Below are 14410 nucleotides of genomic sequence, written 5' to 3'. Positions count from 1 at the left end.
CTATTCAGACTCCTGCCAATTGTGCCCGCACCGCCTGCTAACCACGACACGTGCCGGACGCGGAAGGTTGTGTCCGCACCGCCGCGGGCTCAGCGTCCGAGCCGGCCACGGACCATCCCCACGAGCGAGTTCAGCTCCTCGATGCGCAGCCTGCGCGCGGTGACGTAGAAGATGCCCAGCAGCGCCACCCCGCCGAGGGCCAGCGCGACGAGCGCCCCGAAGAATCCCTCGCCGAGGGCCTTCAGCAGCCCCAGCGCGATGAGGCCGGAGACGACCGCGGCGGGGACGCTCGCCAGTGCCAGCCTGGTGTACGTGCGCACCACCCGCGGGCCGTCCAGATCACCCGTGCGGGTCTTCAGCCGGCGCCAGGCGACGCCTACTCCGATCGCGTAGGCGATGCCGTACGCGGCGGCCATGCCGACGACGGCGTAGCGGTCCGGGAGCAGGAGGAAGCTGAGGCCGGAGAGCGCCGCGTTGGCGGCGGCCACGATGAGGGTGTTGTAGAAGGGCGTCCGGGTGTCCTCGTACGCGTAGAAGCCGCGCAGCACCACGTACTGCACCGAGTACGGGACGAGGCCCAGGCCGAAGGCCATCAGCACCAGGCCGATGGAGCGGGCGCCGTCGGTGCCGCCGCTGCCGAACAGCAGCAGGCTCATCGGGATGCCCAGGGCGACGAAGCCGAACGCGACCGGGACCATGGCGACGGCGGAGGTGCGCAGGCCGTGCGAGATGTCGTCGCGGACCGCGAGGGGCTCGCCGTCGGCGGCGGCGCGGGAGATCCGGGGGAGCAGCGCGGCCATCACCGAGACGGTGATGATGGCCTGCGGCATCTGCCAGATCAGCAGGGCGCTGTTGTACGCGAGGATGCCGGAGCCGTCGTGCCCGGCCTCCGCGGCGTTGTCGCCGGCCCAGGTGGCGAGCTGGGTGACGACGAGCAGGCCCGCCTGGTTGGCGAGGACGAACAGCACGGTCCACTTGGCGAGCGCGGCGGCCTTGCCCAGACCCTGGCCCTTCCAGTCGAACCGCGGCCGCAGCCGGAAGTCCGCCGCCCGCAGATACGGGACCATGGCCAGCGCCTGCACCACCAGGCCCAGCAGCGTGCCGATGCCCAGGAGGCGGAGGCCCTCGTCGGTGATGGTGGCGGTCGTCATGCCGGAGGTGTTCTGGGTGCCGTACACCCACAGGAACAGGCCGAAGGTGGCGATGACGACGAGGTTGTTCAGGACCGGGGTCCACATCATGGCGCCGAAGCGGCCGCGGGCGTTGAGGATCTGGCCCATGACGACGTGGATGCCCATGAAGAAGATGGTGGGCAGACAGTAGCGGGCGAAGGCGACCGCGACCGAGTTGTGCGTGGGGTTGTCGGCGATGCTCACCGACATCATCCGGACCAGCAGCGGGGCGGCCAGCACGGCCACCAGCACGAGGCCGCCGAGGATGACGGAGACGAGCGTCAGCAGCCGGTTGGCGTAGGCCTCGCCGCCGTCCTCGTCGTCCTTCATCGCGCGGACCAGCTGCGGGACGAAGACCGAGTTCAGCCCGCCGCCGATGGTCAGGATGTAGATCATCGTCGGCAGGGTGAAGGCGACGCTGTAGGCGTCACCGAGGACGGTGGTGCCGAGGGCGGCGACGAGCAGCAGCTGGCGGATGAACCCGGTGATCCGGGAGACGAGGGTGCCCGCGGCCATCACGGCGCTGGACTTGGCCAGGCTGCTCACCCGGCCGCCGCTGCGCTGCGGGGGCACGGCGGGCTGCTCCGGGGGCGGCGCGGGCTGGGGGTGCTGGGGCTGCTGCTGGGCGTACGGCTGCTGGGGGTGCTGCGGCTGCGGCCGGTACCCCGGCTCGTACTGCGGCTGGTACTGCAGGGCGTTCTGCGGCGGGCCCTGCGGCGCCTGCTGCGGGGTGGCGTCCTGGTCACGGTAGAGGTGCGCGAACGCGTCCGGCTGGGCCTGCGGCTGCGCGGACTCCGTCAGCAGGTCGTCGACGCCGAGGTAGCGGGTGTCCCCGGCGGCGTCGCCGTACGGCAGATGGCGGCCGGGGCCGTCCGGCTCCGGGGCGGGCGGGGCGGCGTACAGCTGCGGGTCCGGGCCGTGCTGCGGGGCCGGGGGCGCCTGGTACAGCGGCTGCGCGGGGGGCACGCTGCCGGGGGGCGGCGGGGGGTGCGCGGCGCGGTCGTAGGAGACGTCCGTGAGCGGGTCGGGCTCGCGGTACGGGTCGCTGGCGTAGGCGCCCTGCACGTAGGGGTCCTGGGGGTACGGCTCGGGCTGCGGGGACGACCAGGGCAGGCCGGGGGCCGGCCGGGCGCTCACGGGAGCCTGGTCCGGGGCGGGCTGGTCCGCGGGATCGCCACCCGTGCCCTGTGTCCGGTCACCGTCGTACGGCGCGTTCATCGCCACCCCAACATCGTCTCGGCAGGCCTACCGGTCCACCTTCTCACCTGTCTCCGTACGAGCCTCGTCAGCCGGTCCGGTGTCATCGCTGCTGCCCGCCTCCGGGTCGTTCACACCGGCGTCGCCGTCGTCGCCGCTGTTGTCGCCGTCATCACCGTCATCGGTCTCCGCCGCGGCGGCCGCCCGCTTGCGCTGCGTGTACATCCGTACGCCGGCGAGGACGATCAGCAGGATCCCGACGCCGATCACGAGCAGCACCGTCGAGGTGATCGACGTTACCTCGACCTTGAACCGCTTCTCTTCCCCGAAGGCCCGGTCGTCCGCGGTGTAGAGCTGCGCGGTGATCGTGAAGTTGTCGCTGGCGTTGGCGGTGGTCTCGAACTTCACCGACGTGCTGTGGCCGCCGGGGACGGACACCACCTGGTCCTCGCTGATCTTCAGCCGCCGCTCGTTGCTGGACGTCAGTCGGACCTTGAGTCCCTTCACGTCCTGCACCAGGTTGTTCTGGACGGTGACCGGGATGACCCCGGTGCGTCCCGACAGCGTCAGATCGCTCTTGTCGATCAGGGTGACCGAGCCGGTGAGCTGGGAGAGCTCGTGGCGTACGTCGTCGCGGTACGCCCTTGCGCCATCCGGGTCACCGCGCCACTGGTTGGACAGCTCACGCTTTATGGCGTTGCCGATGGGCGCGATCACCCGGACCGGCTCGGTGAGGATGACCCGGAAGTTCTCCAGGTCCTGCTGGGTGTCGCGGATGCCGACGAACGTCTCGGGGCGCAGCTCCTGGGCGCGCAGCTTGCGCGGGTAGCTGCCGGCCGACGGGACCGTGCGCCTCGCGCGCGGGTCGGGCTTCGCCTCGAGGGCGCCCGCGAGGTCCTGGGAGGTGACCCAGTACTGGTTGGACAGCCCGCGCAGGGCGGTGGCCATCGTCTGCGCCTGCGCGGCGCTGGGCGTGCGCTGGGGGGCGACGACGACGCTGCGCTGCCGGTTCGGCGCCTGCAGCGTGATCATCAGGGTCTGGGCCAGGAACTCCTGCACGGCCAGCGCCGAGGACTCGGCGGAGACCATGTCACCCTCGAAGCCGCGGGACAGGGCGGCGTCGGTGACGATCGCGGTGCGGTCCTGGCCGATGGAGCGGACCGCGGTCGGCGTGTACGTGAGGCCGGAGCTTTCCTTGAAGCTGTCGCTGCGCGCGATGATCTTGTCGGCCCCGGCGCGGTCGGCGACGTTCACGATCGACGGGTCGAGCGCGCCCTGTACGGGCCAGGCGACGTCCGTGCGGGCGGGGACCTCGAGCACGCTCTCCACGGTCATCTGGGACAGCTCGACGGCCTCGGACAGCTGCTTGGCGACGGTGGAGGAGCCCTCGGCGCGGTGGGCGACCGAGGCGAGGTCGGTGTCGCCGTAGGGCAGGGCCACCACCTCGCGGCCCTGGACGGCGGACTGCAGCTCGTCCAGCCACGCCCGCGCGATCTGCTGCGTCTCCTCGGAGGCGGCGACGCGCTTCTTCCCGCCCTCGGTGAGGACCCAGTGCTTGCTCGTCATCGCGTGCACACTGGCCAGCAGGTCGGGGTCGATGACCCAGGTCACCGGCAGGTCCTTGCCCTCGTCGAGGAGCACCTGGAGCCGGCCGCCGGGGCGCAGCTCGCGCTCCAGGGCGTCGCTGATGAAGTACGGGGTCTGCACCTCGTCGGGGTCGGTGCGCGCGGTGAGCTGCGGTGTGGAGATCAGCGGCCACAGATACGTCAGGCCCGTCCTGGTGTCCCGCTCCGAGGTCTGCCAGGGGAGGAAGGTGTGCTCGATGCCGAGCACGGTGTCCCACGGGGTGGCCGGGGTCGTACCGGAGACGGCGACGGACACCTGGTAGACGCCGGAGCCGTCGGTGGCGAGGTCCTCGGCGGGCACGCTGACGGTGAAGGGGACGGCGACGCCGGGGGCGAGGCCGCCCTTGATGTCCTTCTGGCCGGCGTCGCCGACGAGCTCGTTGCCGTCCTGGGCCCAGTTGAACCCGGTGCGGTGCGCGCCGCTGGTGATCTCGGCGCGGCTGTCCAGCGGCCGGCCCGTCATCCGCAGGGCGACGCGGGCGTCGGAGACCTTCTGCTTGCCCTTGTTGGTCAGCTGTCCGGTGATGGTGACGGTGTCGTCGGCGGCGGGGACGGCGGGGCTCACGCTGTTGACGGAGACCTCGACGGTCTTCGAGCCGGAGGGCGCCGCCTGCGCCGGTGCGGCGCCGGGCAGCTGCAGCACGCCCGCCAGTACGGGCAGCAGCGCCAGCAGCGCCAGCCCCTGCCGCCGCCCGCGCGGCAGCCGCCGGCCCCGGCGGGCGGGGCTGCGGGGGGTCCCGTGGTTGTCTGCCGCCTCGGCCACGCGTGCTCGCCCGTCCTCGTCACTGCGGGCCGCGAACCGGCCCCGGACCCCTGATGGTAACGAGATACCACGGACGGCGGGCGCGCGGATCAAGACCCCGTCCGTTCCGTCCCGCGGGCGGCCGGGACGGCGGTGGCGCCGTACGGCCGAAGAGGCTGTGGGCGCCCGGGGTGCGGCGGAGCCCGTACCCTGTTCTGTTGTGCCGAACGACCATGTGACCCCCGAGGGCGCCAGCCGCGACCCGCACCAGCATCAGCAGCTCAGCGCGGCCCAGCGCCGCGCCGTGAGCGAGCTCCTGCGGGTCTCCCCCGTCGCCGACGAACTGGCCCGCCGCTTCGAGGCCGCCGGCTTCTCGCTGGCCCTCGTCGGCGGTTCCGTGCGCGACGCCCTGCTGGGCCGGCTCGGCAACGACCTGGACTTCACCACCGACGCCCGTCCCGAGGACGTGCTGCGCATCGTGCGGCCGTGGGCGGACGCGGTGTGGGAGGTCGGGATCGCGTTCGGCACGGTCGGCTGCATGAAGGCGGACGGCGGGCAGGACTTCCTGATCGAGGTCACGACGTACCGCTCCGAGGCGTACGACCGCACCTCGCGCAAGCCCGAGGTGGCCTACGGCGACAGCATCGGGGAGGACCTGGTCCGCCGCGACTTCACCGTCAACGCGATGGCGGTGGCGCTGCCGGCGAAGGAGTTCGTCGACCCGCACCACGGGCTGGAGGACCTCGCCGCGCGGGTGCTGCGCACGCCCGGCACCCCGGAGCAGTCCTTCGACGACGACCCGCTGCGGATGATGCGCGCCGCCCGCTTCGCCGCGCAGCTCGGGTTCACCGTCGCGCCCGAGGTGCAGAAGGCCATGAAGGACATGGCCGCGCGGATCGAGATCGTGTCCGCGGAGCGGGTGCGCGACGAGCTGAACAAGCTGCTGCTGGGCGCCCACCCGCGCGAGGGCCTGAAGCTCCTCGTCGACACCGGGCTCGCCGAGCACGTCCTGCCGGAGCTGCCGAAGCTGCGGCTGGAGCGTGACGAGCACCACCGGCACAAGGACGTGTACGAGCATTCGCTGACCGTGCTGGAGCAGGCCATCGCCCTGGAGACCGAGGGGCCCGACCTGACGCTGCGCCTGGCCGCGCTGCTGCACGACATCGGCAAGCCGCGCACCCGGCGCTTCGAGGACGACGGCCGGGTCTCCTTCCACCACCACGAGGTCGTCGGCGCCAAGATGACCAAGGCGCGGATGAGCAAGCTCAAGTACCCGAACGACCTGATGAAGGACGTGACGAAGCTGGTGGAGCTGCATCTGCGGTTCCACGGGTACGGCACGGGCGAGTGGACGGACTCCGCGGTGCGGCGCTACGTACGCGACGCGGGGCCGCTGCTGGACCGGCTGCACAAGCTGACGCGCTCCGACTGCACGACCCGCAACAAGCGCAAGGCGAACGCGCTGCAGCGGGCGTACGACGGGCTGGAGGAGCGCATCGCCGCGCTCCAGGAGCAGGAGGAGCTGGACGCGATCCGGCCCGACCTCGACGGCAACGAGATCATGAAGATCCTGGGGATCGGGCCGGGGCCGGCGGTGGGCCGGGCGTACAAGCAGCTGCTGGAGCTGCGGCTGGAGAACGGGCCGATGGAGCACGAGGCGGCCGTCGCGGCGCTGCGTGAGTGGTGGGCGGCGCAGGACCAGTCGTAACGCCGGGCGGTCATGTTTCACGTGAAACACGCACCGGCGCGGGGCGTGCCGTGTGGAACATGACCCAGGCGACGGCGGCGTAGAGCGCGGCGACCGTCAGGATCAGCGTCGCGGAGCGGCCGTCCGGCGGGAGCATCAGGGCGGACACCGCGGCGGCGCCGACGAACGCGATGTTGAACAGCATGTCGTAGAGGGAGAACACCCGCCCCCGGTGATCGTCCGCCACCGCCGTCTGCACCACGGTGTCCGTCGAGATCTTCGCCCCCTGCGTCGCCAGCCCCAGCACGAACGCCGCCGCCAGGACCGTCCCCCGCGCGAAGGGCAGCCCCAGCACCGTGACCAGCACCGCCGCGGCGCCCGCGCACATCGTGATCCACCCCAGCGGTCCCAGCCGGGCCACCGCCCACGGGGTGATCACCGCCGCGGCGAAGAACCCGGCCCCCGAGACCCCGACCGCGACCCCCAGCAGTGCCATCGCCTCCGTGTTGTCGTCGGTCCAGGCGTACCGGCAGAGCATCAGCACCGTCACCGTCAGCGCGCCGTAGCAGAACCGCATCACCGCCATCGACCCCAGTGCCCGCGCGGCGACCGGCCGCTGTGCGAGATGCCGCAGTCCCGCCACCAGCCCCCGCGCGGTGCCCGCGACGGCGGTGCGCAGCCGCGGCGGGATCGCCTCCGGGTCGGGGCCGAGCCGGTCCCGGCCGAACCGCAGCGAGGCCAGCCCGGCGCAGAGATAGAGGAGCCCCGCGACGAACACGGTGATCGCGTCGGCGGCGTGGCCCTCGGGCCCGGCCAGGGACACGACGAACCCGACGGCGGCCCCGGAGGTGGCGGCGAGGGTGCCGGCGGTGGGCGACAGGGAGTTGCCCATGACCAGCTGCTCGCCGGTGTCCACGACCCGGGGCAGGGCGGCGGAGAGCCCGGACAGGATGAAGCGGTTGACGGCGGTCACGCACAGGGCGCAGAGCAGGAACAGCGCGTCGGGCACGGCCGCGGCGACGAGCACGGCGGTGGCGGCGGCGAACACCGCGCGCACGAGGTTGCCGTAGAAGAGGACCTGGCGCCGGCTCCAGCGGTCGAGGAGCACGCCGGCGAAGGGGCCGACGAGGGAGTACGGGAGCAGCAGCACGGCCATGGCGGAGGCGATGGACGCCGCGGAGGTCTGCTTCTCGGGGGAGAAGACGACGTAGGTGGCGAGGGCGACCTGGAAGACCCCGTCGGCCAGCTGGGACAGCAGCCGGACGGCGAGGAGCTTGCGGAACGCGCCGAGCCCGAGGAGGGTGCGCAGGTCGTGGACCAGGGACATGCGGCTCAGGGTCTCAGACGGGGCACGGCGCACGGGGCGCAGGAACGCCGAAGGGCCCCGGGTCGGCGTGACTGCGGGGCCCATCGGCGGTCGAGCTGGGGTGGGGGTCCAGGGCGTGGCCCCGACTCCCCCGAAGCGACTAGCGCTCCACCTCGCCGCGGATGAACTTCTCGACGTTCTCCCGGGCCTGGTCGTCGAAGTACTGGACCGGCGGGGACTTCATGAAGTACGAGGACGCGGAGAGGATCGGACCGCCGATGCCCCGGTCCTTGGCGATCTTCGCGGCGCGCAGGGCGTCGATGATGATGCCGGCGGAGTTCGGGGAGTCCCACACCTCGAGCTTGTACTCCAGGTTCAGCGGGACCTCGCCGAAGGCACGGCCCTCGAGGCGGACGTACGCCCACTTGCGGTCGTCCAGCCAGGCCACGTAGTCCGACGGGCCGATGTGGACGTTCTTCTCGCCGAGGTCCCGGTCGGGGATCTGCGAGGTGACGGCCTGCGTCTTGGAGATCTTCTTCGACTCGAGGCGGTCGCGCTCGAGCATGTTCTTGAAGTCCATGTTGCCGCCGACGTTGAGCTGCATCGTGCGCTCGAGGCGGACACCGCGGTCCTCGAAGAGCTTGGCCATCACGCGGTGCGTGATGGTGGCGCCCACCTGGGACTTGATGTCGTCACCGACGATCGGCACACCGGCCTCGGTGAACTTGTCCGCCCACTCCTTCGTACCGGCGATGAAGACCGGCAGGGCGTTGACGAAGGCGACCTTGGCGTCGATGGCGCACTGCGCGTAGTACTTCGCGGCGTCCTCGGAACCGACCGGCAGGTAGCAGATCAGCACGTCGGCCTTGGTGTCCTTGAGGACCTTGACGATGTCCACCGGCTCCTCGGGGGACTCCTCGATGGTCATCCGGTAGTACTTGCCCAGACCGTCCAGGGTGTGGCCGCGCTGCACGGTCACGCCCTTGTTCGGCACGTCGCAGATCTTGATGGTGTTGTTCTCGCTGGCGCCGATGGCGTCGGAGAGGTCCAGGCCGACCTTCTTGGCGTCGACGTCGAACGCGGCGACGAACTCGATGTCCTTGACGTGGTACTCGCCGAACTGGACATGCATCAGACCGGGGACACTGGCGGTCGGGTCGGCGTCCTTGTAGAACTCGACGCCCTGCACCAGTGAAGCGGCGCAGTTACCCACGCCGACGATGGCTACGCGAACCGAACCCATTAGACGGTTGCTCCCTGTGTTTCGGAAATTCAGGACCCGCGGACTGCGGTCCTCAGCTGGATGTGTCGTCGGACGGATCCGGTCGGGTACCACCCCGGTCCCGGGGCGGGCCGCCCGTATCGGTCGACTGCCGGTCGGAGTCGCCCGCGGGGTCGGACCGTCGCTGGTCCCGTCCCGCGCGCTCGCTCTCGATCAGCTCGTTGAGCCAGCGGACCTCTCGTTCCACCGACTCCATGCCGTGACGCTGGAGCTCGAGCGTGTAGTCGTCGAGCCGCTCACGGGTGCGGGCGAGGGACGTCCGCATCTTCTCCAGGCGTTCCTCGAGCCGGCTGCGCCGCCCCTCCAGCACCCGCACCCGTACATCACGGGACGTCTGGCCGAAGAAGGCGAAGCGCATGGTGAAGTGCTCGTCCTCCCAGCTGTCGGGGCCGGTCTGGGCGAGCAGCTCCTCGAAGTGCTCCTTGCCCTCGGCCGTCAGCCGGTAGACGATCTTCGCCCGGCGGCCGGCGAGGGCGGCGGCGAGCGCGTCGTCCGCCGCGTTGCCCGGTTCCTCGGTCAACCATCCCTGGCCGACCAGCGTCTTCAGGCACGGATAGAGGCTGCCGTAGCTGAACGCGCGGAAGACCCCCAGGGAGGTGTTGAGCCGCTTGCGCAGCTCGTACCCGTGCATGGGGGATTCGCGGAGGAGGCCGAGGACGGCGAACTCGAGGATGCCGGAGCGTCTGCTCACCGTCGGTGGTCCTCCTCTCCCGCTCTGTGCGCTATGGCGCTCTGATGTATCGACTCGATACATCCAGACGATAGAACGGCCGCCCGAAGCCAGCAAGAGGGGGTGCTGTGAACGGCGTCACATCGCCGATGTCACCGCGGTGGATTCGACCGTTCTGCCAGGAAAGATCCGGTCTTGTGGCTTGGACGCGTGCGTACTCTGTACGGCAATGCAAGCCACTGGGAACCAAGAGCCTGATGGGGACGTCCTCGTCCTCGGTACAGTGCGGCTGGTTGCCTAATGGCCCGTCCGCACTTCGGGGGGACCGGCTGACCGCAACCGCCAGCAGGCGACGCACCGACCTGTCCTAGGAGTAGTCCTTCCATGAGCGAGCACCGTCGCAAGCCGCCGAACGGCGGACGCGCTGGAGGCGGAGGAGGCCGCCGGCGCGCCCCTTCGGGCGGCCCCGCCCCGCGTCAGGGCGGAGGCTATGACGCCGCCGGCGGGTACGGCGGACGGACCGGGGCCCGCCGGGCCGCGGGCGGAGGCGGCGGGCGACGCCGCGCCGCTCCCCCGGACGAGTACGCGGGCAGCCGCTCCGGAGGACACGGAGGCGGTGGCCGCCGCGGCGGCGGCGGTTACGGCGGGGACGACGACTACGGGCGTCCGCGCCGGCGCCGCAGCGAACCGGCCAAGAAGCGGTTCATCGACTACCCCCGCCACGACCGCGACGGCCTGAAGGCCTTCGTACCGTCGTGGAAGCAGGTCCTCGGCATGTGCGTGCTGGGCTTCGGCCTGCTGGTGGCGCTCACGGCCATAGGCCTGGCGCTCGTGAGCAAGCCCAACGTGGCGCTGGCCGCCCAGCAGCAGAACAACGTCTACTACTGGTCCGACGGCAGCCAGATGGCGGCGACCGGCGGACAGACGAACCGCCAGATCATCCCGCTGGCCGAGATCCCCCGGACCATGCAGACGGCGATCATCTCCGCGGAGAACGCGTCGTTCTACGAGGACTCGGGCATCGACCCCAAGGGCATCGCCCGCGCGCTGTTCAACATGGCCAAGGGCGGTGACACCCAGAGTGGTTCCACCATCACCCAGCAGTACGTGAAGAACGCGATGCTGAACGACCAGTCCCAGACCCTCTCCCGGAAGGTCAAGGAGCTGTTCGTCTCCATCAAGGTGGGCGCCAGCGAGCAGAAGGACACCATCCTCGAGGGTTACCTCAACACCGCCTACTACGGCCGCGGCGCCTACGGCATCCAGGCGGCGGCGCAGGCGTACTTCAAGAAGGACGCCAGCAAGCTGAACGCGAGCGAGACGGCCGTCCTCGCCGCGGTCCTGAAGGGCCCCAACTTCTACGACCCGCACGGCGGTGAGGGTCCGGGCGCCACCCCGAAGGAGAACCTGGCCCGCGCCAAGGAGCGCTGGGCGTGGATCCTCGACCGGCAGACCGAGGTCAAGATCCAGGGGAAGGTCTCCCTCACCCCCGCCGAACGGGCCAAGTACCGCAAGTACCCGAAGGTCGAGAAGTGGAGCCCGGGCGGTGACCTGACCGGCCAGACCGGCTATCTCATCGACACGGCCGACAAGTACGTGCGCAAGACGACCGGCCTGACCAAGCAGGAGATGGAGCTCGGCGGCTACCAGATCTACACGACCTTCGACAAGAAGAAGGTCATGGCGCTGCAGGCCTCCGTGGACAAGGCGCGCAAGAAGCACATAGACGAGAAGCGCCGCAAGGACAAGTTCGTCCAGTTCGGCGGTGCCTCCGTGGAGCCGGAGACCGGGAAGATCGTCGCCATCTACGGCGGTCCCGGCTTCGACAAGGGCCACTTCTTCAACAACGCCGACGCGCTCGGCGTCCCCGTCGGTTCGACGTGGAAGCCGATCGTCCTCGCCACCGCGATGGACAAGGGCACGTACGCGACGGACGGCGAGGGCATCTCCGCGCAGAGCGTCTACAACGCCAACGACAACCAGGTGATCGTCGACCAGGACGGCGAGCCCGTCCCGGACAAGGACGGCGAGCCGTTCCGGCAGAAGAACGAGGGGGAGACGAACTGGGGTCCGCGCACCCTGGAGTTCTCGATGCTCCGCTCGATCAACTCGCCCTTCGTCCAGCTCGGCATCGACGTCGGCCTGTCGAACGTGGCGCAGACGGCCGAGAGCATGGGCATCCTCAAGGACACCCTGGGCAACACGAGGATCGCCTCCTTCGCCCTGGGTACCGCGACCCCCAGCGCGATCCGGATGGCCAGCGCGTACGCGACGTTCGCGGCCGAGGGCACGCACATCGAGCCGTTCTCCGTGGTGAAGGTCAAGAAGGACGGCCAGGAGATCAACACGGAGGAGTTCGGCGAGCACAAGAAGTCGCAGGCCTTCGACGAGAACGTCGCGAACAACGTGACGCAGGTGCTGGAGAAGGTCGTCTCCGACCAGAACGGCACCGGCCACGCGGCCGCGGCGCTGGGGCGGCCGGCGGCCGGCAAGACCGGTACCACCGACTCCAACGCCTCCGCCTGGTTCGTCGGCTACACCCCGCAGCTGACCACCTCGATCTCCATGTACCGGCCCGACCCCAAGTCGCTGGACCCGGACACCAAGGAGAAGGTCAACAAGGACGAGCGGACCAAGGACTTCCCGTCCCTGCTGTCCATGAACGGCACGGCCGGCGTGGAATCCATCCACGGTGGTGCGATCCCCACCGAGGTGTGGACGGACTACATGAAGGCCGCGCTGAACGGCAAGGAAACCGTCGACTTCACCCCCGCGACGCCGATCACGAACAAGATCTACGGCGGCGGCGCGAAGAAGCCCGAGCCCAAGCCCAAGCACACCGAGGAGCCCGACGACCCGACGACGGGCAAGCCGGAGAAGCCCGGCGGTGCCGGCGGCCAGACGTGTGACCCGACGAAGGACCCCAACTGCTGGGGCCAGACGACGACCGACGGCGGTACCACGCTCAACGGCGGCACCACCGACGGCGGCACCACCACCGACGGGACCACCACGGACGGCAACACCATCTTCGGGACCACCGACGGCGGCACCACCGGCGGGACCAGTCCGTCGCCGTCGCCCTCACCCACCGGCAACAGCAACGGAGGCGGCGGCCCCAGAGGCCTGCTCGGCTAGCCCGGGCGACCCCTGTGCACCGGCCCCCGCGGACGTACCTCGTCCGCGGGGGCCGGTGCCGTGTGCGCGTACGGCAGGATGTCCGCATGACGAGCGTGCGAGACGACGTGGTGCGGCCCACCGCTCAGGACGAGGTGGCCGCGCGGGCCAGCGCCCTCCTCGGCGGGCCGGCGGGCAGACGGGCGCATGGCGGCGGGTGGTGGTGGACGCCGGTGCGGGTCGTGGCGCTCGTCGCGATCGGGATGTTCGCGCTGGGCATGGCGCAGAAGTTCCCGTGCTACGCCGACGGGTGGTTCTCCGGGGACAACGCCCAGTACACGCATCTGTGCTACTCGGACATCCCGCATCTGTTCCAGGGGCGGGGCTTCGCCGATGATCTGGTGCCGTACTTCGACGAGCTCCCGCCGAACGTCTCCGGCGGCATGGAGTATCTGGAGTACCCGGTGCTCACCGGGCTCTTCATGGAGGTCGCCTCCTGGCTCACCCCCCACGGCTCCGACCTCGTCCACCGCGAGCAGGTGTACTGGCTGGTCAACGCCGGGATGCTGCTGATCTGCACCGTCGTGCTGGTGGTGTGCGTCGCGCGGACCGGCCGGCGCCGCCCCTGGGACGCGCTGCTGGTCGCGCTCGCGCCGGCGCTGGCGCTCACCGCGACCATCAACTGGGACCTGTTCGCCGTCGCGCTGACGGCGGCGGCGATGATGATGTGGTCGCGCAGCCGTCCGCTGGCGGCGGGGGTGCTGCTGGGGCTGGCCACGGCGGCCAAGCTGTATCCGGTGCTCCTGCTGTTCGCGCTGTTCGTGCTGTGTGTACGGGCCGGGCGGCTGCGTGAGTTCGGCGCGGTGCTCGGCGGGGCGGTGGGGGCGTGGGTGGCGGTGAACCTGCCGGTGGCGTACTTCGCCTGGGACGGCTGGGTGAAGTTCTACTCGTACAGCAGGGAACGGGACGCCGACTACGGCTCGTTCTGGCTGATCATCTCCCAGCGCTGGCCCAACCCCCCGGACACCGCCGCCGTCAACACCATCTCCGTCGGCCTGGTCCTCGCGGCGCTGATGGCCGTCGGGGCGCTCGCGATGTGGGCGCCGCGCCGGCCGCGGTTCGCGCAGCTGGCGTTCCTGGTGGTCGCGGCGTTCGTGCTGTTCAACAAGGTGTACTCGCCGCAGTACGTGCTGTGGCTGATCCCGCTGGCCGCGCTGGCCCGCCCCCGCTGGCGGGACTTCCTGATCTGGCAGGCGTGCGAGGTCGTGTACTTCGCCGGCATCTGGCTCTATCTGGCGAACACCACGGGCGGCGACAACCCCGGGGGACTGCCGCAGGAGAAGTACCACTGGACGGTCGTGGCCCATCTGCTGGGCACGCTGTATCTGTGCGGGACGGTGGTACGGGACATCCTCTTCCCGGAGCACGACCCGGTGCGTCTGGCGGGGGACGACGATCCTTCGGGCGGCGTCCTGGACCGGGCCCCGGACGTGCTGGTCTTCGGCGAGCAGCCGGAGCACGCGAAGCACGCGGCGCGGTTCGAGGGGCAGGCGGTGTCCTGGGGCGTACGACCCTGAGACATGGGGAAGGGCCCGGAGCGACCGGCTCCGGG

8 protein-coding genes are annotated in these 14410 nt (G+C 70.8%); 3 read left to right on the top strand and 5 right to left on the bottom strand.

Annotation, left to right across the window (positions count from 1 at the left end; genetic code table 11):
- Window positions 1-89 precede the first annotated feature (89 nt).
- Window positions 90-2390 (bottom strand): murein biosynthesis integral membrane protein MurJ, encoded by a 2301-nt coding sequence (gene murJ, locus SRB5_RS14020; protein WP_153452390.1) that lies wholly within the window; start codon window positions 2388-2390, stop codon window positions 90-92.
- A gap of 27 nt (window positions 2391-2417) precedes the next feature.
- Complete coding sequence (locus SRB5_RS14015; protein WP_323377880.1) at window positions 2418-4757, bottom strand: DUF6049 family protein; 2340 nt, start codon at window positions 4755-4757, stop codon at window positions 2418-2420.
- 214 nt (window positions 4758-4971) lie between these two features.
- Here SRB5_RS14015 and SRB5_RS14010 point away from each other — a divergent pair, with 214 nt between their 5' ends.
- The gene (locus tag SRB5_RS14010; protein WP_323377916.1) at window positions 4972-6444 is read left to right on the top strand and encodes a CCA tRNA nucleotidyltransferase; all 1473 of its coding nucleotides are present in this window, start codon (window positions 4972-4974) and stop codon (window positions 6442-6444) included.
- A 10-nt stretch (window positions 6445-6454) separates the two neighbouring features.
- On the opposite strand, the gene SRB5_RS14005 is transcribed toward SRB5_RS14010, so the two are convergent.
- The 3 genes from SRB5_RS14005 to SRB5_RS13995 form a co-directional block, all read right to left on the bottom strand.
- A complete protein-coding gene (locus tag SRB5_RS14005; RefSeq protein WP_153452287.1) occupies window positions 6455-7750 on the bottom strand; it encodes an MFS transporter in 1296 nt (431 codons plus the stop codon).
- Between the two features lie 139 nt (window positions 7751-7889).
- Window positions 7890-8972 carry an inositol-3-phosphate synthase gene (locus SRB5_RS14000; protein ID WP_153452286.1) on the bottom strand — a complete coding sequence of 361 codons (1083 nt, stop codon included), beginning with the start codon at window positions 8970-8972 and terminating at the stop codon, window positions 7890-7892.
- A 52-nt stretch (window positions 8973-9024) separates the two neighbouring features.
- A complete protein-coding gene (locus SRB5_RS13995) occupies window positions 9025-9702 on the bottom strand; it encodes a PadR family transcriptional regulator (protein WP_323377879.1) in 678 nt (225 codons plus the stop codon).
- 363 nt (window positions 9703-10065) lie between these two features.
- On the opposite strand from SRB5_RS13995, the gene SRB5_RS13990 reads away from it, so the two are divergent.
- Window positions 10066-12819, top strand: coding sequence for a transglycosylase domain-containing protein (locus tag SRB5_RS13990; protein ID WP_153452284.1), 2754 nt, complete (start codon window positions 10066-10068; stop codon window positions 12817-12819).
- 86 nt (window positions 12820-12905) lie between these two features.
- Window positions 12906-14375: a glycosyltransferase family 87 protein gene (locus tag SRB5_RS13985; protein ID WP_153452283.1), complete on the top strand. Its 1470-nt coding sequence runs from the start codon at window positions 12906-12908 to the stop codon at window positions 14373-14375.
- Window positions 14376-14410: the final 35 nt, after the last annotated feature.

Origin of the sequence: Streptomyces smaragdinus (genome assembly GCF_009604385.1) — a bacterium.
In the GTDB taxonomy this organism is placed as follows: Bacteria; Actinomycetota; Actinomycetes; order Streptomycetales; family Streptomycetaceae; genus Streptomyces; species Streptomyces smaragdinus.
The sequence above is the reverse complement of the archived record's forward strand: the minus strand, read 5'-3'. Positions and strand labels throughout refer to the sequence as shown.